Source organism: Ensifer sp. GW821-FHT05G01 (assembly GCF_059419585.1).
Genome location: NZ_JBWKSC010000008.1, coordinates 297,347 through 315,030 on the forward strand (window position 1 = coordinate 297,347; position 17,684 = coordinate 315,030).

The 17,684-nt window shown below is 59.3% G+C and carries 20 protein-coding genes and 3 tRNA genes; 12 read left to right on the plus strand and 11 right to left on the minus strand.

Annotation, left to right across the window (positions count from 1 at the left end; translation table 11 throughout):
• Positions 1-22: 22 nt before the first annotated feature.
• Positions 23-97, minus strand: a tRNA-Asn gene (locus tag AC07UR_RS21010).
• Positions 98-269: 172 nt separating this feature from the next.
• Between AC07UR_RS21010 and AC07UR_RS21015 the strand changes: the two genes are divergently transcribed.
• The 3 genes from AC07UR_RS21015 to AC07UR_RS21025 all read left to right on the plus strand — a co-directional run bounded on the left by AC07UR_RS21015 (position 270) and on the right by AC07UR_RS21025 (position 2,095).
• The gene (locus tag AC07UR_RS21015) at positions 270-566 is read left to right on the plus strand and encodes a hypothetical protein (protein WP_412728408.1); all 297 of its coding nucleotides are present in this window, start codon (positions 270-272) and stop codon (positions 564-566) included.
• 302 nt (positions 567-868) lie between these two features.
• The gene (locus tag AC07UR_RS21020) at positions 869-1,570 is read left to right on the plus strand and encodes a thermonuclease family protein (RefSeq protein ID WP_209792420.1); all 702 of its coding nucleotides are present in this window, start codon (positions 869-871) and stop codon (positions 1,568-1,570) included.
• Positions 1,571-2,021: 451 nt separating this feature from the next.
• Positions 2,022-2,095, plus strand: a tRNA-Cys gene (locus AC07UR_RS21025).
• 888 nt (positions 2,096-2,983) lie between these two features.
• Here the strand turns inward: AC07UR_RS21025 and AC07UR_RS21030 are convergent.
• Both AC07UR_RS21030 and AC07UR_RS21035 read right to left on the minus strand, forming a co-directional pair.
• A complete protein-coding gene (locus AC07UR_RS21030) occupies positions 2,984-3,415 on the minus strand; it encodes a GFA family protein (protein WP_173419965.1) in 432 nt (143 codons plus the stop codon).
• 491 nt (positions 3,416-3,906) lie between these two features.
• Complete coding sequence (locus AC07UR_RS21035) at positions 3,907-4,053, minus strand: hypothetical protein (RefSeq protein ID WP_173419966.1); 147 nt, start codon at positions 4,051-4,053, stop codon at positions 3,907-3,909.
• A 624-nt stretch (positions 4,054-4,677) separates the two neighbouring features.
• On the opposite strand from AC07UR_RS21035, the gene AC07UR_RS21040 reads away from it, so the two are divergent.
• Positions 4,678-5,010, plus strand: a complete 333-nt coding sequence (locus tag AC07UR_RS21040) for a hypothetical protein (RefSeq protein ID WP_173419967.1) — start codon at positions 4,678-4,680, stop codon at positions 5,008-5,010.
• A gap of 119 nt (positions 5,011-5,129) precedes the next feature.
• Here AC07UR_RS21040 and lexA read toward each other — a convergent pair whose 3' ends face one another.
• The gene (gene lexA / locus AC07UR_RS21045) at positions 5,130-5,849 is read right to left on the minus strand and encodes a transcriptional repressor LexA (RefSeq protein ID WP_209792421.1); all 720 of its coding nucleotides are present in this window, start codon (positions 5,847-5,849) and stop codon (positions 5,130-5,132) included.
• A 180-nt stretch (positions 5,850-6,029) separates the two neighbouring features.
• Between lexA and AC07UR_RS21050 the strand changes: the two genes are divergently transcribed.
• Positions 6,030-6,269 carry a hypothetical protein gene (locus tag AC07UR_RS21050; RefSeq protein WP_209792423.1) on the plus strand — a complete coding sequence of 80 codons (240 nt, stop codon included), beginning with the start codon at positions 6,030-6,032 and terminating at the stop codon, positions 6,267-6,269.
• A 48-nt stretch (positions 6,270-6,317) separates the two neighbouring features.
• On the opposite strand, the gene AC07UR_RS21055 is transcribed toward AC07UR_RS21050, so the two are convergent.
• From AC07UR_RS21055 to AC07UR_RS21075, 5 genes are all read right to left on the minus strand, one after another.
• Complete coding sequence (locus tag AC07UR_RS21055; RefSeq protein WP_209792425.1) at positions 6,318-6,605, minus strand: hypothetical protein; 288 nt, start codon at positions 6,603-6,605, stop codon at positions 6,318-6,320.
• A gap of 474 nt (positions 6,606-7,079) precedes the next feature.
• Complete coding sequence (locus AC07UR_RS21060; protein WP_171986879.1) at positions 7,080-7,223, minus strand: hypothetical protein; 144 nt, start codon at positions 7,221-7,223, stop codon at positions 7,080-7,082.
• Between the two features lie 179 nt (positions 7,224-7,402).
• On the minus strand, positions 7,403-7,690 hold the full coding sequence (locus AC07UR_RS21065) for a DUF4242 domain-containing protein (RefSeq protein WP_173419972.1): 288 nt from the start codon (positions 7,688-7,690) through the stop codon (positions 7,403-7,405).
• A 315-nt stretch (positions 7,691-8,005) separates the two neighbouring features.
• Positions 8,006-8,170 (minus strand): hypothetical protein, encoded by a 165-nt coding sequence (locus AC07UR_RS21070; protein WP_173419973.1) that lies wholly within the window; start codon positions 8,168-8,170, stop codon positions 8,006-8,008.
• Positions 8,171-8,396: 226 nt separating this feature from the next.
• Positions 8,397-8,486, minus strand: a tRNA-Ser gene (locus AC07UR_RS21075).
• A 277-nt stretch (positions 8,487-8,763) separates the two neighbouring features.
• On the opposite strand from AC07UR_RS21075, the gene AC07UR_RS21080 reads away from it, so the two are divergent.
• The 4 genes from AC07UR_RS21080 (at position 8,764) to AC07UR_RS21095 (ending at position 12,805) form a co-directional block, all read left to right on the plus strand.
• Positions 8,764-9,795: a septal ring lytic transglycosylase RlpA family protein gene (locus AC07UR_RS21080; RefSeq protein ID WP_209792427.1), complete on the plus strand. Its 1,032-nt coding sequence runs from the start codon at positions 8,764-8,766 to the stop codon at positions 9,793-9,795.
• Between the two features lie 60 nt (positions 9,796-9,855).
• A complete protein-coding gene (locus tag AC07UR_RS21085; protein WP_173419975.1) occupies positions 9,856-11,016 on the plus strand; it encodes a D-alanyl-D-alanine carboxypeptidase family protein in 1,161 nt (386 codons plus the stop codon).
• An 80-nt stretch (positions 11,017-11,096) separates the two neighbouring features.
• A complete protein-coding gene (gene tmk, locus AC07UR_RS21090; protein WP_327795890.1) occupies positions 11,097-11,777 on the plus strand; it encodes a dTMP kinase in 681 nt (226 codons plus the stop codon).
• Positions 11,774-12,805: a DNA polymerase III subunit delta' gene (locus tag AC07UR_RS21095; protein ID WP_209792429.1), complete on the plus strand. Its 1,032-nt coding sequence runs from the start codon at positions 11,774-11,776 to the stop codon at positions 12,803-12,805. The genes tmk and AC07UR_RS21095 overlap by 4 nt, the downstream gene beginning before the upstream one ends.
• Here AC07UR_RS21095 and AC07UR_RS21100 read toward each other — a convergent pair.
• A complete protein-coding gene (locus AC07UR_RS21100; protein WP_209792431.1) occupies positions 12,800-13,105 on the minus strand; it encodes a pyrophosphohydrolase domain-containing protein in 306 nt (101 codons plus the stop codon). The two genes, AC07UR_RS21095 and AC07UR_RS21100, sit on opposite strands and share 6 nt — an antisense overlap.
• A 179-nt stretch (positions 13,106-13,284) precedes the next feature.
• Here AC07UR_RS21100 and metG point away from each other — a divergent pair, with 179 nt between their 5' ends.
• From metG to AC07UR_RS21115, 3 genes are read left to right on the plus strand one after another with little or no spacing between them, the layout of a single operon-like run.
• Positions 13,285-14,838, plus strand: coding sequence for a methionine--tRNA ligase (gene metG / locus AC07UR_RS21105; protein WP_173419978.1), 1,554 nt, complete (start codon positions 13,285-13,287; stop codon positions 14,836-14,838).
• A gap of 12 nt (positions 14,839-14,850) precedes the next feature.
• Positions 14,851-15,630, plus strand: a complete 780-nt coding sequence (locus AC07UR_RS21110; protein WP_209792433.1) for a TatD family hydrolase — start codon at positions 14,851-14,853, stop codon at positions 15,628-15,630.
• 1 nt (position 15,631) lies between these two features.
• Entirely contained in the window at positions 15,632-16,468 is an 837-nt protein-coding gene (locus AC07UR_RS21115; protein ID WP_209792436.1) for an MBL fold metallo-hydrolase, read from the plus strand.
• Between the two features lie 34 nt (positions 16,469-16,502).
• Here AC07UR_RS21115 and AC07UR_RS21120 read toward each other — a convergent pair whose 3' ends face one another.
• Positions 16,503-17,450, minus strand: coding sequence for a phosphoribosylaminoimidazolesuccinocarboxamide synthase (locus tag AC07UR_RS21120; protein WP_209792442.1), 948 nt, complete (start codon positions 17,448-17,450; stop codon positions 16,503-16,505).
• Positions 17,451-17,684: the final 234 nt, after the last annotated feature.

The following is a 17,684-nucleotide window of genomic DNA, read 5'->3' on the forward strand; positions in this document are numbered from 1 at the left end:
TTCGGAACGACCCTTTAGAAACTGGCTCCCCGGGCCGGATTCGAACCGGCGACCTGTCGATTAACAGTCGAATGCTCTACCGCTGAGCTACCAGGGATCATCTGCAGTTTTTTCTGCAGAAGTTCTGCGCGGTTTGTGTCCTGCAGAAGTGAGGCTGCTAATACAAATGCTTTTCCGATTTGCCAAGCGGTTTTTTCAAAAAAAGTGAGAAGATTTGTTGCGAGCCTGTGGAGAAGTCCCCAATTGTGGGAAACGCAGGCGGATAGGGAATGATGAATAAAAACAGAAAACAGACGCATTTCGGCATCGACCCCCACACCCGGCAGATCATTCTGGGCAAGTGGCGCCTGGCGCTTCCGGAATCACCGTTGCTGCGCATGCTCGTCGGCGGCTTGCTGATTTTCGGTGGCTTTCTCGGCTTCCTGCCGGTGCTCGGCTTCTGGATGGTGCCGCTGGGGTTGCTCATCCTCTCACATGACATTCCCGCGGTTCGCCGTCGCCGTCGCCGGTTCGCCGTCTGGTGGGCACGCCGCCGCGGCCGTGCGGGCTCTTCAAGGGAGTCGTGAGCCTTCGAGGCTACCGCTGAAAGTTCGAGCCAGTGCAAAAATCCTGCATGACCGATTCCTAGGGCTTTGGCGGCAGGTGAGATATCTGGTCGACTGATTCTGAAAATCTTCCGCCAGCAATGTCTGCCTCTGTCCGAACTGGGCGCGGTATCCGGTTGCGGCGAGCGGGGCAGGCGAGGTCGCGCATGCCGCCGATGAATCCCAGGCCCATTGCTGGTGAACCTCCGCAATCAAGTGGCCGCTGAAAACCATTCGGCAACGGATCGCCAGCATAATGCCGGCCGGATCAAGGATGAGGCGGAATGGGTAAAGCCACAACAAGCCGTGGGCGTCGCCGCGCCAGCCGGACAAAGAAGCAGGGCGGCATGCTGCCGTGGTATCTCGCCGCTGTGCTGACGGTCGGTGGCGTGGTTGCCTACGATCACCGCGGAGAGTTGCGCGACCTGCCGGCCATTTCGGATATGTTCGCATCGGCCCCCAAGGCCACATCGACATCCAGGGTTGAGGATCGGCCGAAGGTGGCAGTGCGTGCGGCCGTACCGCCCGCTGCAAACAGGACGAAGGCCGTCGATGGTCCAATCCCCGCGGTCAACGTCGGATTGGCCGCGCCAACCCCGGTCGAACGGCCTGTGGTGCAGCCGGCCGCGCTCCAGCCTCAGGCGAATCAGTTTTATTTCTGCGGTATCCGCAACGACAACTGCGTCATCGACGGCGCGACCTTCCGTTATCACGGCGAACTAGTCCGAGTCGCCGATATCGACGCGCCGAGAACCAAGCAGGCAGCTTGCGATGGCGAACGCGCGCGTGGCTTCTACGCCAAGCAGAGATTGCGCGAACTGTTGAACGCCGGAGATTTCAGGCTGATCGAGGCGATCGGCAGGGATGACGACAAGGCCAGCGAGAAGCTGCGCGTCGTGATGCGTGACGGCCGTTCGCTCGGAAGCATTCTCGTCTCGGAAGGGCTTGTGCGGCCATGGAAGGGACGATCGACGCCTTGGTGCTAGGTGGATGGAAAAATCCGCGGATGTAACTACGTGGGGCGGCACTAGACCTCAAACCGCGGCGACCTGACAGGCAAAACGCGTCACGCGAGGGCGCGCCGTCGACGCCCGGCAGCCAAGACTGTCGCTTCATCTTGTCGATAAACGCCGTTGAGGCGGCATTTCCCCCGATGTGAGCGTCGCGCACCCTTTTGAGGTCCGCCCTTGATCACGAGTGTCCGCCCGGTTGAACTGCCGATCGTCCGCCGTGTTGCTCCGCTAGGGGGATGTCGGCGGGGTCTTCCCGTTGGTCCTGAAGGCGACGACAGCGCAGGGGCATGCAGCATCCATCCACAGAACGGAATGGAAACGCTCGTTCAAAATGAAAAAAGGATCGCATTCAGAATGAACCCTCTTGCACTCTTTCTATATTCATTCTAAACGCTCGCCACGACTTGATAATCTCAGTCGGTGAGGCCTCGTGGCGGAGTGGTGACGCAGAGGACTGCAAATCCTTGTACCCCGGTTCAATTCCGGGCGAGGCCTCCAAAATTCCACATAACGAATTGATTTCGCGACGAAATTCATCGTCACGGGATGCCAGGATTTCCACATTGGCATGGCGATTCCTTGCCGTTTTCCCCTTCTGTATCTTCCTCCACAGCCAACTGAAGATCACCGATTCCGTCGCATTTGATCCGGGCCACGCTCTTCCGTGCCGGGCCTCCACGGCCTTTGACCACGAAAGCACTTAAGCCAGCAACACTTGATGATCGTCGTCTATGCAGTAGGGGGCGTGGTTACGTCTCGTTTTGGTAGGGCTCGGTCAGTGTCGCTTCATGCAGAGACTGGCTGAACGGAAAACCTATAAGCGCCGCACTGGCCATGCGATCGGCGACTATACATTCACAATAGAAGCCGGGAGTTCCGAGCCTCTCGCAGTATGCCCGCGGGCTGTCGAGCAGATGGACCCCGCTATCAGAGCCGCGAATTAGGATTGCGGTGGAGCCGTTCTTGTTTGCGCCCATTGGCGGAATCACGGCAAGTCCCGGCTCTGCCCACCATAATACGGGGGCTAAGAGAAGGATTATGAGCGTGGCCCAGCGCGCTAAAGTAATCACGGTTGCTCCAGGTCGTTGCTCGCCTGGGTTTAATCATTCGGAGTAACGGCATCAATGTGTACGCGCGGAAGTAGTTAATTTCGCATACTTCAAGTCGGCGTAGAGCATCTCGCCGGCCTCATAAGCTGGAGTGTGTCGCAACCCACGCTTTCTTGGGCGTTGGGAGAATGTCAACGTACCGAAGCCTCGGCACTGATTTCTCGGCTTCGCCAACCGTCGCCTGTCAGGGCGGACGGCAACAGTGGTGCCGCGACGGTGTCGTTATCATCTAGCGCATACTTGCCGCATGGTTCCGCTGCTGCCTTGAACGCGTCAGTCATTCCGCCGGAATGAATTTCAGTGTTCCCGCGAGCCTTGGTCCGCTCAAATCCTTGGTGTCCAGTGGGTGATTGATGCCGTCGTTGACGGGCAGTTCTACGAAATCGAATGGGCTGACGCCCTGGAGGCATGCGGCGTTGACGCCGTAGAAGTCCGGGTTCGCGCGCGGTTTGTGGAACGTATAGATCCCGCATTTCGAGCAGAAGTAATGTTCTGCGGCCTTTGTATTGAACTGGTATTTGGTGAGAGCCTCGCCTCCGGAAAGAACCGTGATCCCGTCCTTGGCAGCGGAGACGGCAACCGCACCCTTCAGCTGACAATAGGAGCAGGTGCAGCGGCGAGCGGTATGAAGACCGTTTTTCAGTTTTACATTGAAACGAACCGTTCCGCAGTGGCAGGCTCCGTCGAGGTCCTGAACGTCGAGATTCATGCAACCATCCATCTGATTTTGAAGCACATTTGCACGTCTTCAATATGGGGCGGATTGCGCATGCTCAAGCGTATTCGTACGCTGAGGCATTCTTGAGGATGATCTTGCCATCCGGGTGGCTCTGCGCGTCGGCCACCTCGGCCAGGCGTGTTGCGCGTCGCAATGTCTGTGAAGCCCGCGAGCTTCCACACCACATGCCGCCGTCCCATCGGCGCGACGGTCGACGACTTGCGGTGGAGGCTATCTGCGAAGAGAAAGCGCTTGATTGAGCATCGGGCGCCCACTCCACGCTGAGGGTGGGCCCAATGCATGGCTTGGGCAATCATGGCGCGGGGCTCTATGGTCTCAAATTGCCGGTGCAGCAAATTTCAGCCGTTGCTAGCCTAGCCCCACCTGAGCAACCAGTAATCTGGAGGTGGTGACAACGCGACGCGCTGCCGCCGATCAGAAATCAGCCGCTCGTTGCCGCATTGGGAAAATGCGCGGCCTGCTCAATTCTCCTGAACGGAAACGCCGCCCTCGCCAATCTTGATCTCGACACCGGCAGGTTTCGTTTCCTCACGATAAGCATAGACGCCGAGCCCGATGACGGCGACAGCGAGCACGGCGATGACGAGATAGAGGCTATTACGGTTCATTCAGCAGTTCCTCACTTGGTTACGCGAATGGGTAACTAGGCTGCCATCGTCGAAAGGCAACGGTGCGATCGTCGGGTGCGTTGGGCTCAAGGGATCCATGGCTCTGAGGAAGATCAGATTCGGTTTCCGTGCGTAGGCAGCGTATCCCTTTTCCCTAGCACCCTTTGTGCCTGACGCGCTGACCCGCGCCCTCGGTGGGCGAGTGACAATCGCTGCAAGTGCGATGCATGATTGAGCCGCCGACTCATTCTAATTTGCTCCTCATGCCGCGACGTCACTCATCTGTGGGCTATCGCCTTTGCAGGCATGCCCGGCTTCGCGGGCTGCCAAGATTCGGGGCACACCTGGCGCAGCAGTGGCGATGTCAGCCTGTTCCTTATTCTCCGCCGATGTCAGTTATTCTTCATGGGTGATCCGACGCGCGCGCGTGCGCTTCACGCGTTTGCGCCGCGAATAGGCATGCGCGGATCTGGCTTGCCGGCGACCTGCCCCGAAATGGTGATTCTGCCCGTATTGTCAGTGCAAAGATTATTGTCTCTAGACGACATCAGGAATGAATATTCCAGCGATGCGACCCGTATAGGTAGCGTCAAACAAAACCGACAATGGAGGAAATGACATAAAATGAAATGTAAGATCGCCCTGACTGCTCTTGCCATTTTTGCCGCAACGACGGCCACCGCAAGCGCTGAGGATCTCGTCTTTCAGCTGAAGAACAAGACGAAAGCCGTTCTGACGAACTTCTATACCTCGCCGGTTGGCGTCGATCAGTGGGAAGACGATGTCTTCGGGCGGCAGGTGCTTAATCCGGGCGAGAGCATGGAAATTACCATCGCCGACGGACGCGATGTCTGCAAATACGACATGCGCTTCGAATTCGAGGAAGGCTCCGGTCTCGACACGACCGAAGACATGCAGGACCTCTGTGAGTTGGGCGAGTACTCCATTCACGAATGAAAATTGTCGAGCGCGTAAAACGCTCAACCTGACCACATCCGTCTCGCTACCTCTTGGGTGGCGAGACGTTCAAGCACAAGAAGGCCTGTCCAGCAGAAAGACAGCCATCATCATCTGGCTTAGTGATAGCGACGGATCAAGCCAACGAGCTTGCCCTGTATCTTGACGCGGTCCGGGCCGAAGATGCGCGTCTCGTAGGCCGGATTGGCCGCCTCGAGTGCAATCGATGCGCCTTTGCGCCGGAAGCGCTTCAACGTCGCTTCCTCGTCATCGACAAGTGCGACGATGATGTCGCCGGGGTTTGCCGTCGTGGCATTGCGGATGATCACCGTGTCGCCGTCGAAGATGCCGGCCTCGATCATCGAATCACCCTTCACTTCAAGGGCGTAGTGCTCGCCGCTGCCGATCATATCGAGCGGCACGGTAATATCGTGTGTGTTGTTCTGTATTGCCGAGATCGGTACGCCGGCGGCAATGCGGCCCATGACCGGAACCGAGACGGAGCTGTTGTCTGCCGCCGGCGGCGCTTTCGCGGCAACCGGGGCGGGGGCGGGAGGTTTGCCGAGACTTCCTTCGATGACGCTTGGTGAAAACCCGCGACGCGGCTGAGCGCTTCCCGCGTAAGCTTCCGGCAGCTTGATGACCTCAAGCGCCCGGGCGCGGTTGGGAAGGCGTCGAATGAAACCGCGTTCCTCTAGCGCCGTAATCAGCCGGTGAATGCCCGACTTCGATGCCAGGTCGAGTGCATCCTTCATCTCGTCGAAGGATGGCGGTACACCGGACTCCTTCATGCGTTCGTGGATGAAAAGAAGCAATTCCTGTTGCTTGCGGGTCAGCATGGCAAGTCGCTCCAGAGGCGTGAAACAAATCAAGAACAGACACTATCTGTTCCATATGTGTTCCGCAAGTGCCTAAAATTCCGTGAATGTTGTATCAATCGTGCGCCTATCCGCTGCCTCGATGCTGGGTATGCCATGCGGAGCTGCCATGCCTCGCGCTTTTCACCGAATGAGGATGCAATGAAAACGCTGATTCGGATCCTGTCGACGATCGTTATCGCAGCGACCGCCGTCCTCGGGTTTCGCTGGTATCAATATGTCGACAACAGGCAGAGCCCGTTCGATGAAGTCGGCATCGCATTGAATGCGATGATGCCGGGGCCGGTCCGCCAGTGGGGTTGTGACCGGTTAAAGTTCACCTTTGGCAAAGGATTGCCACCACGAGGGTGTGCCACGAGCGATGGTAAAGAATGGAAGTAGCGCCGAGATAAGCGGTTGGGACAGCGGGCATGTCGAGGAGAGGGCGTTTCAAGCCGGCTGCGTTGCCGAACAGGCGTCCTCGAACTCCTTCACGGTCTCGGCAGAGTTGTCCTCCGGCAGCACGGCATCTGCCGCGTCGGTCGCCACCGGCGTGTCGCCTTGGTAGACGAATGACTGGATATAATAGGCGATCGAGCCTTTCCAGACATTCCGACCGTCGATCTGCTGGCAGGGGATGGCCGATTCGAAGTCCGTTTGCAGGTCGTCGACCGTGGCCGCGCTAAGGGCGATGTGGGGCGATGCGAAAATCGAGGCGATAAGCAAGGCTGCAAGCACGATGGACGTCCGCTAGGTCAGAAGTGGTGCCGATAGATTGGTTAACGATGTGAACCGTGCTTTCGTTCCGGAGTCCAGCAAGCAGGCCGCGTACCCATGCCGTGTTCAACAGTTCTTTGCGAAAGGCGACGATCGCTCTTCAAGCTGTGGCAGCGAAGACACGAAGATTGTTTGGAAGAGCGAGTGTTTCGGGGCGTTTGTTGCTTCTCCGGTATCGGCCCCGAGCGGCATGGCTGGCGGCAGATCGGCCTTGGGGGTCGCGACGGGAGACGACTGGCAAGCGCCGCCGGCAGTGTTTCCTGTGTCTGCGGGAAGGTTCACGCGCCGGTCGGGTGTGCTGCGGAGCCGGCATCATTGCTGGTTTGTTGTCGCGGGACCAGTCGCCCTTGATGTGCGGAGACGTGCACATCCGGTCCGACTGGCCACTGATAAAACCTAAAGGCGTATTTGATTTTCGAGGTTGGAGCGGCTGCCTTACTTTTTGTCTTTCTTGCCCAAAGAGAAGCTGCTGCCTGCAAGCTTCACCTGGGAGCCTTCTGGCGTAACGGCGGCTTTGACGGTCTTGTCCTTCTTGGGCTTTCTAACCTCGCGGTTGCTTCGCACTTGACCTTTTGCCATGTTCGTCTCCTTGGAAAGGCGTGCCGGGGAGCCCATGTGGGCGCCGAATGACCGGCGGACTAGCGTGCATTGATACGGCCGGAAGTCAATGACGGCGCTCGGTGTGCATTGGTTCGGGCGGGCGCCATGGCCTGAAATGAGGTCAATGTTCCGCTGGCGTGATTATAACACCGACTCTGTTATTTGCCGCGCCCCTGAGAGGCTGTCGTGGGCCCAATCACGGCGGCGACCTCGGTGATCTTGTTGGCCGGAAATCCGCCTCGTTCGGCATGTTCGCGAATAACGTCGGCGCTTGGCGCCTCGTGGACGCAGTAGATCTTGTCGCCGGCGACATAGCTGGTGATCCATGTGTAGGGGACGCCGAGATCTGCAACGACTGCGTTGGATTTCGCCGACAGCGCGCAGAGGTCGTCCTGACTAAGCTTGTCGGCTCCGGGTACTTCGCGCTCTATGATGAAGGTGGGCATCGCTCAGTTCCTCAACTGTTGGATGACCACATATGAAGGCGCCCTAATGAAGCGGGAGTCAACGTTTTCGGTTGCCATAAGTTGTTTCACGGCGAATTCGCCGAATGTATCCCGATCCGGTCGAAAGCCGCGTTCCGGCCAGATTTGAAGCAAGCCGCATCAAACGGCCAGAGGATTCAGAACCCTCGTTCTATCGAGATTGCTGTGGTGCCGGATCGTGTTCGATAGCCCCAGCGCGACGCTTTCGCACCTTGGCCCAATAATTGGCGGTCGCACGGACGAGCTGTCGCTCTCCGTGGCAAAAAAGACAGCGCCTCAGTAGCTGAGGCGGAAGCCGCCGGGGCTGGCTGCCGATGGATCTGGTTCCGGCGAAGGCCCTTGCCATTGGGCGTAGGTCGTGTTGGCGTCGCCAGTGCTTGCGCAGCCCGACAGCGTCAGAACAGCAAAAAAAGCGGCTGTCGTCAGATATTTAAGAGGCATGGTTTTCTCCAGTTGTGGGAGATTGCCCAGGCCTCGAAGGGCCGGAATCAGACTTTCACCCAATTCCTCCGGGATGGCAAGCGGACCTGACGCCCGCCTTCCAAATGCATGCCTGAATACCGGCGCGACGGCAGCATGTGCGCGCCAAAGGGGCAATCGGAAACCGCTCGAACACTCGCGGTTTCGATCGAGCTCGACGTCGAATGGCAAGAAATGAGACAGTGGATGGCGGAGGAGGTGGGATTCGAACCCACGGTACGCTTTCACGCACGCCGGTTTTCAAGACCGGTGCCTTAAACCGCTCGGCCACTCCTCCGGGCAGGGCGTTATTGCGCGAAGGCTTGTCACTTTGCAAGATTTAACATGCGTCGGCGGCAAGATTTTCTGAACGCGTCAGCTTGCCCATCTGTCTTGGTAATCATTCGTAAACCATAACCGGAGATTTCGGGCGCTCGGCTGTTCGCCGGTTCGCATTTTTGCCTTGTTGCTGTCATGATTAATCGACTGTTCCGTTTCGGGACGCCGAGATTTCCGCTTGGGGGCAAGAGTGGAAGGTTTCGAGTACGGCTTGTTCGAATGATGTTGTGGGACAGATGACATCCAGTAAAAATGCGGCATATCTGATCAAGGGACTGCGCCTTGCGGCGGTTCCCGTGCTTTGCGCAACGCTTGCGGCGTGCGGATCGACGTCCAGTATCAAGAAGAGCAAGCCGAGGAGCAAAGAATACTTTGCCGAGTCGGTTTATGGCGTGAAGGCGAGCCCCCGTGTCGCCACCGGCAAGAACATCCCGAAGGGCGGTGGCCGGTTCCAGGTTGGTAAGGCCTATCAGGTCAAGGGCAAGTGGTATCAGCCGAAGGAAGATTTCGGCTACAACAAGACAGGTGTCGCGTCCTGGTATGGTTCGGCTTTCCATGGACGCCTGACCGCCAATGGCGAGGTCTACGACAAGCTCCATCTTTCGGCGGCCCATCCGACATTCCCGTTGCCGAGCTATGCGCGTGTCACCAACACCGAAAACGGCACCTCCGTCATCGTTCGGGTGAATGATCGCGGCCCCTATGAATATGGCCGGATCATCGACGTATCCTCGAAGACGGCGGATCTGCTCGACATCAAGCAAAAGGGCAGTGCCAAGGTTCGGGTGCAATATGTCGGTCGCGCACCGCTCGAAGGCAACGACATGCCCTACCTCATGGCGTCCTATGTCAAGAAGGGCGACCGTAGCCCGGGCGTCATGCCGGAAGGCCAGATTGCAACAGGCGTGATGGTTGCCTCGAATGAGCCCATGCGCAATCAGCTCGGCACGCTCACCATTCCGTCCAAATCGTCTCTTGATGAAAGCAGCCCGGTGACGGCCCTTGCGGCACCCGTTCCGCAGTTTTCCGCACCGCAGTCGCTGGAAGAATTCGTGATGCTGCCGGAGATCGGGCCGATCCCGCGCGAGCGGCCGGAATACATTCCGATGCCGGACGGCAATATGGCCTATGCGGCCGCTTACGTGGAAGTGCGGGTGAGCGATGCCAAATCGCCGTTTGAAGCGATCATGGTCGAGACCAATCCGCTTACACCCGAATCCATCGTTGCCCATGCCAAGCGTGAAGGCAGAACCGGCGCGATCCGGTAGATCGGGACGTTGTGCCATTCTGATGACGCTGCTATGCCCAATGGGAAGCCGGAGTTTCCCATGCGCTTGAAGATGCTTTCGGTCGTGTTTGGTTGCGCGGCATTGCTTGCGGGCGCTGCTGCGGCTCAGACGCCACCGGTGGCGTTCGACACCAAGGCCAAACAGATCCTGTTGGTGGATGCCGAAACCGGCACCGTCCTGTTCTCCCGCGCCGAGAACGACCCCGTTCCACCCGCCTCGCTTGCGAAGTTGATGACGATGGAAGTCGTCGCCGAGGCGATCGCCAAGGGTGAACTGTCGGCCGAAACTGTCTTCGAGGTTTCGGAACACGCCTGGCGCACCGGCGGCGCACCGTCCGGCACTTCGACGATGTTCGCGGCGTTGAAGTCACGCATCCGCGTGGCCGATCTGCTGCAAGGGGTGGCCGTTCAGCTTGCCAATGATGCCTGCATCATCCTTGGCGAGGGGATGGCCGGCAGTGAGGCTGCCTTTGCCGAAAAGATGACAGCCCGTGCCCGCGTGCTCGGTATGCCGATCGCCACCTTCCGCAACGCAACCGGTCTACCGGATCCGCAGAACCAGATCACCATGAGCGAACTGGTGGCTTTGACCCGTCATCTGCACGAGGCGCACCCCGATCTCTATCGGCTCTACGCGCAGCCTGAGTTCGAGTGGAACAAGATCCTTCAACGCAACAAGAACCCGTTGATTGCGGCTAATGTCGGGGTCGACGGGGTGGCGACGGGGTTTGCGGAAGGCTACGGCTTTTCGCTGGCGGCCTCGATGCAGCGCGGCGATCGCCGTGTCTACCTCGCGATGGGCGGCCTTGAGACCGATAAGGAACGCACCGAGGAAAGCCGAAAGGTGCTCGATTGGGCAATGACGGCGTTTGAAAAGCGGCGGATCTTTGCCGATGGCGAAGCGATCGGTGAAGCCAGCATCTACGGTGGTGCTGCCCCGCATGTGGCGCTTGTCGCCGGCGGGCCGGTCGACGTGCTGCTGCCGGTCAACAACCCGGAACGCCTGACGGCCCGCGTCGTCTACAAGTGGCCGCTGCGCGCTCCCGTCGAAGCGGGGGCCGAAGTCGGCGTCGTGCGACTTTGGAACGGCGAAAAACTGTTGCGCGAGGTGCCCGTCAAGACCGCCGAGGCTGTTGGCCAGGGCACCTTGGCAAGCCGCGCTCTCGACGCACTCCAGGAACTGCTCTTCTTCTGGCTGTAACAAAACCGATCCCAGTGGTTTCATCGTTTGGGCCAATCGGCTAAACAGGGCAAAATTGCATGCCGATATAGGAAAGCACCGTGCCGCTGGCAAAAGGTCTGTTTGTAACATTCGAGGGCGGGGAAGGGGCTGGCAAGTCGACCCAATTGCGCCTGCTCGCCGAATCGCTGCGTTCGCTGGGCCATGAAGTGCTGACAACGCGCGAGCCGGGCGGATCTGTCGGGGCCGAGGCGGTGCGTCACGTGTTGCTTTCGGGGGCTGCCGAAGCCTTTGGCGTGCGGATGGAGGCCATCCTGTTTGCTGCGGCGCGCAGCGATCATGTCGAAGAGGTCATCCGCCCCGCGCTTTCCAGGGGAACGATCGTGCTTTGCGACCGCTTCATGGATTCGTCGCGCGTCTACCAGGGCATCACCGGCAATCTGGAGCCGGCCTTTGTCGAGACGCTTGAGCGGGTAGCGATCAACGGTGTCGTGCCTGATCGAACGGTTATCTTTGATCTGCCGGCGACTATCGGTCTCGACCGTGCCCAGCGCCGCGCCGGCGATGACAGCCCGGATCGGTTTGAGAAGGAAAAGCTGGAGACGCACGAAAAGCGCCGCGAGGCTTTCCTCGATATAGCAAAGGCCGATCCGGACAGATGCCGCATCATCGACGCCACTCAATCCGCCGAGGCGATTGCCGCCGAGGTGCTTGGTCTCCTTGAAAACCTGCTCGCAGACGCCGACATGTCCGAGCCTACATCCACAGGGTCCGCACCATGACGACGGAGACGCCCGGTGTGCTCGAAGGGGCGATTGCCCCGGTCCAGAACGACCGGCTGTTTGGCCATGAGCAGGCGGAAGCGTTTCTGGCGCAGAGCTACCGATCGGGCAAGGGGCACCATGCCATCCTGATCGAAGGACCGGAGGGGATCGGTAAGGCAACGCTTGCGTTTCGCTTCGCCAGCCATATCCTCAATCACCCGGATCCGGCGACCGCGCCTGAAAGTCTTGGGGATCCCGACCCCGCTTCGATCGTCGGCCGGCAGCTGGCCTCGGGCGCATCGCATAATCTCCTCCATCTGACACGGCCGGTCGACGAGAAGACGGGTAGGGTGAAGGGCGCGATCACGGTTGACGAAGTGCGAAGGGCTGGCAAGTTCTTCGCTCAGACATCGGGCACCGGCAATTGGCGCATCGTCATCATAGACCCGGCCGATGATCTAAACCGCAACGCCGCCAACGCCATTCTGAAAATTCTCGAAGAGCCGCCGCGTCGGTCGTTGTTCCTGGTGCTGACGCATGCGCCAGGTAAGCTGCTGCCGACGATCCGTTCGCGTTGCCTGCCGCTACGGCTGAAACCGCTGGAGCCGCCGGCGCTGCGCCAGGCGCTCGACCATCTTGGCTTTGATCTCCAGAGCGAGAATGCCGACCGCATTCTGGCCTCGGCCAACGGCAGCGTTGCGGAGGCGCTGAAGCTGATCAACTACGGTGGCCTTGAGATCGCCGCGACCTTTGAGGGGATCCTCCAAGGGCAGGGGCCGGCAATTCGCAAGGACATGCACAAGCTTGCCGACGTTCTCTCGGCAAAGGACAGCGAAACGATTTTCGACTTCTTCACATCGCTGCTGACCGGGCGGCTCATGCGCGAGGCCCGCGATGCGGCCGTTGCCGGCGATATCATGCGCGCCGAACGCTTCGCCCGGCTTTCGGCCACGACCGGTGAACGTCTCACCGTCAGCGACGCCTATAATCTCGATCGCAAGCAGACCATTCTTTCGTTGCTGGATGACGTCAAGGCAGCATTATAGCTCGATCTCAAACTTCCACTTTCGTTTGATTGCCGCGACGAGATCGAGATCGTGATGATGGGCGAAAAGCAGCACGTGACCCAGCAGATCTGCAGCTTCGTCGGCCATGTCTGCCTGCAAATCGTCCTCTGATTTACCATGCCGTCTGCCGCGGCCGGTGCGCTTGTTCCAGGCCTGGGTCAGTTCGCCGATTTCTTCCTGCATCTTCAGGATAAACCAGTCGGTATCCCGCTCGATGCCGTTGTCCTCGGCGTAGCGGGCAGACGCTGCTTCAAATTGACGTTCAAGACGGCGCAGCATGGCGATTCCTTTATGTTTGTTTCTGTTATGTTCTATTGTTTCGTTCGCGTCGGCACAAGCAGGCGTGGCGTCCGGCCATTGCTTTCCATGCGGGCTTTTCTCCCATCTCCCGGTTCCTTCCTTGCGGCGTATGCGCTAAGAGCGTCGGTAGCTTCATCCGAGATAGATTGAATCCGCCTATGAGAGACACGTCCCCCTTTTACATCACCACTGCGATTTCCTACCCGAACGGCAAGCCGCATATCGGCCACGCCTATGAGTTGATCGCCACGGATGCAATGGCGCGCTATCAGCGCCTGGACGGACGGGATGTCTTCTTTCTGACGGGCACGGACGAACACGGTCAGAAGATGCAGCAGACGGCGCGCCGCGAAGGGGTGACGCCACAGGAGCTTGCCGATCGGAACTCCTCGGAATTCCAGAAGATGGCGGTGCTCCTCAACGCATCGAATGACGATTTCATCCGCACTACCGAGAAGCGCCACCACGAGGCGTCGCAGGACATATGGGTCCGGATGGGGGAGGCGGGCGACCTCTACAAGGATTCCTATGCCGGCTGGTACTCGGTGCGTGACGAAGCCTACTACCAGGAAAACGAGACAGAGTTGCGCGCCGATGGCGTGCGCTATGGTCCGCAGGGCACGCCGGTCGAATGGGTCGAGGAGCAGAGCTATTTCTTCAAGCTGTCGGAATACCAGGACAAGCTGCTGAAGCTCTATGAAGAGAACCCGGATTTCATCGGTCCGGCCGAGCGCCGCAACGAGGTGATCTCCTTCGTGAAATCAGGCCTCAAGGATCTGTCGGTTTCGCGCACCACCTTCGATTGGGGCATCAAGGTGCCGAACGATCCCAGCCACGTCATGTATGTCTGGGTCGACGCACTGACCAACTACATCACCGCGACCGGCTATCTCGACAACCCGCAGGGGCCGCGTGCGAAATTCTGGCCCGCGAACATTCATATCATCGGCAAGGACATCATCCGCTTCCACGCGGTCTATTGGCCCGCTTTCCTGATGTCGGCCGGCCTGCCGCTGCCCAAGCGCGTTTTCGCGCACGGCTTCCTGCTCAACAAGGGCGAGAAGATGTCGAAGTCGCTCGGCAACGTCGTCGATCCCTTCAACCTCGTCGAGCATTTCGGCCTCGACCAGATCCGCTACTTCTTCCTGCGCGAGGTTTCCTTCGGCCAGGACGGAAGCTACAGCGAGGAGGGGATCGCCACCCGCATCAACTCCGACCTTGCCAATGGCATCGGCAACCTGGCGAGCCGTTCGCTGTCGATGATCGTCAAGAACTGCGATGGCCAGATTCCGGTCTGCGGTGCGTTGACCGACGAAGACAAAGCGATGTTGGCGGCCGCCGACGCTCTGCTCGAGATTACCCGTGACGAAATGGGCAAGCAGATGATCCACCGCGCGCTTGCGGCAATCATTGCCGTGGTTTCGGAGACCGATCGTTACTTCGCCGGCCAGGAACCCTGGGCGTTGAAGAAGACCGATCCGGCGCGGATGGCAACCGTGCTCTATGTCACCGCAGAGGTTGTGCGCCAGATCGCCATCCTCCTGCAGCCGTTCATGCCGGAATCCTCCGGGAAGCTGCTCGATCTCGTGGCGGCCCCGGCCGACAAGCGCGATTTTGCGGCATTGGGCGAGGCGGGCCGCCTCGTCTCCGGCACGCCGCTCGAAGCGCCGAAGCCGGTCTTCCCGCGTTACGTCGCGCCGGAAGCGCAATAAGGCACGATCGGCATGCTTATCGATACCCATTGCCATCTGGATTTCCCCGACTTCGAGGCCGAGCGCGACGCCATCATCGGGCGTGCGCGCGCGGCCGGCGTCGGCCAGATGATCACGATCTCCACCCGCGTGAAGCGCTTCGATACGATCCTTGCGATCGCCGAAGCCTATCCGAACGTCTTCTGTTCCGTCGGCACGCACCCGCACAATGCTGATGAGGAGCTCGATATTACCGCGGATGATCTCGTCCGGCTTTCGGCGCATCCGAAGGTGGTGGCGATCGGCGAGGCGGGTCTCGACTACTTCTACGACAACGCGCCGCGCGACGCGCAAGTCGAAGGTCTGCGCCGGCACATAGCGGCGGCACGCGAAACCGGGCTGCCGCTCGTCATTCACAGCCGCTCCGCAGATGACGACATGGCGGCGATCCTGACCGAGGAGGCGGAGAAGGGCGCATTCCCCTTCCTTCTACATTGCTTCTCGTCCGGTCCGGAGCTCGCGCGCATCGGCGTCGAGCTCGGCGGCTATGTCTCGTTCTCTGGTATCCTGACGTTTCCGAAATCGGAGGAGTTGCGCGAGATTGCCAAGACGGTTCCGCATGACAGGATGATCGTCGAAACCGACGCGCCTTACCTTGCGCCTAAGCCGTTTCGCGGCAAGCGCAACGAGCCGGCTTATGTGGCGCACACCGCCGAGGTGCTGGCCGATACGATCGGCGTGTCAAAGGACGAAGTTGCGGCGCTCACGACCGAAAACGCGTTCCGCATCTTCTCCAAGATGCCGAGGCTCTAAGGTGGCATTCAGGCGCGCCTTCACCATTCTCGGCTGCGGTTCTTCACCCGGCGTGCCGCGCATCACCGGTGACTGGGGTGCCTGCGATCCCGGCAATCCGAAGAACCGTCGCATGCGAGCCGCCTTGCTGGTCGAACAGATCGCGCCGGATGGTGGCAAGACGACCGTGGTCGTAGACACCGGTCCTGATTTTCGAGCGCAGATGGTTGCGACCAACATCCACCACATCGACGCTGTGCTCTACACGCATTCGCATGCGGATCATCTGCACGGGATCGATGACTTGCGCGGTTTTGTCATTGAAAACAAGAAGCGCATACCGATCTGGGCCGATGCCTTTACGATGGGCCGGATCCGCGAAGGGTTTCATTATTGCCTGGAATCGCCGCCTGGAAGCGGCTACCCGCCGATCGTAGACGGCCACATTATCGCTGACGATCTGTCGCCGGTCGTCATCAGCGGAGCCGGCGGGCCGATCGCCTTTCAGCCGCTGATGCAGTTTCACGGCAATACTCATTCGCTCGGATTTCGTGTCGGCGATTTTGCCTATTGCAGCGACGTCAGCGACTTTCCGCCGGAAACGGTCGGCCGGCTGGGCGACCTGGACCTTCTGGTGCTCGATACGCTGCAGTACAAGTTTCACCCGAGCCACCTGTCGCTGGTGCAGTCGCTCGGCTGGATCGAGCGGCTTCGCCCGAAGCGCGCCGTGCTGACGCATATGCATGTGCCGCTCGATTACGACACCGTCCATGGCGAAACGCCTGACCATGTGGAGCCGGCATATGACTTGATGCGGCTCGAGTTTGAGGTTGACGTCACGGTACTCGGCGACGCCTGAATTTCGCTGCGTTCGAAATTTCTAATATATCGACTTACTTCGAAAAATAGGGCGTCAGGTTCTTGCGAATGCGCTCCAGTACCGTGCCGCCCGATAGGTTCGGAACGAACGTCCGTCCGGTGATCTTCTCGTAGGCTTCGATGTAGACGGCGGATGTCTGCTCGACGAGTTCCTGGGGGATTGCCGGAACGGGATCCTTGTAGGGGTCGCAGCGCTCGGTCACCCAGGCGCGTACGAAATCCTTGTCGAAGCTCTTCGGCCGTTCGCCGGCTTCAAAGCTCTGCTGATAGCTGTCGGCGATCCAGTACCGGCTACTGTCGGGCGTATGGATCTCGTCGGCGAGGATGATGGTGCCATCCTTGTCGGTGCCGAATTCATACTTTGTGTCGACCAGGATGAGGCCGCGCTCGGCGGCACGCGCCTGGCCGCGGGCAAACAGCGAGAGCGCGTAGCTCCATACGGTATCGAGTTGCTCTCTCGTCAGCAGGCCTTGCTCGAGAATCTCGTCTGTGGAAAGCGGCTCGTCATGGCCGCCGTCGAAAGCCTTGCTGGTCGGCGTTATGATCGCCTGCGGAAGTTTCTGATTGTCGCGCAGACCGTCAGGCAGACGGATACCGTACATGTCACGTTCGCCGTTGCGGTACTTCGTCAGAATGGAGGTGCTGGTGGTTCCGGCGAGATAGCCGCGCACGACGATTTCGACCGGCAGGATATCGAGCCGCTTGCCGATGACGACATTCGGGTCAGGATAACTGATCACATGGTTCGGGCAGATGTCGGCCGTTTCTTCGAACCAGTAGCGTGCTGTCTGCGTCAGCACATGGCCCTTGTGCGGAATGGACGTCAGGATGATGTCGAAGGCGCTGAGCCGGTCTGTTGCGATGATGATGCGCTCGCCACCGGGAAGATCATAGTTTTCACGCACCTTGCCATTGTAGCGGTTTGGCAGTTCCGGAATGAAAGCATCTGAAAGAACGCGCAATTCGCTCATCGCATAGGGCCTTGCAAAACGAGGTTTCGTGATGAACGACTAATCAGTCGGCAACGGCTGGGTCAAGCCAAGAGTGGGTGCAATATGCCCGAAAACCAGCATTCTGGATCATCTATAGTTCCATAATCTATCTTATCTGATCTTTGTATGTAGTGGCTATTTAGTAATGCGACAGTTGGGCCAGTTAGAGATGCGACAGTCTCGCCTCTCGACGCACTGGTCAAA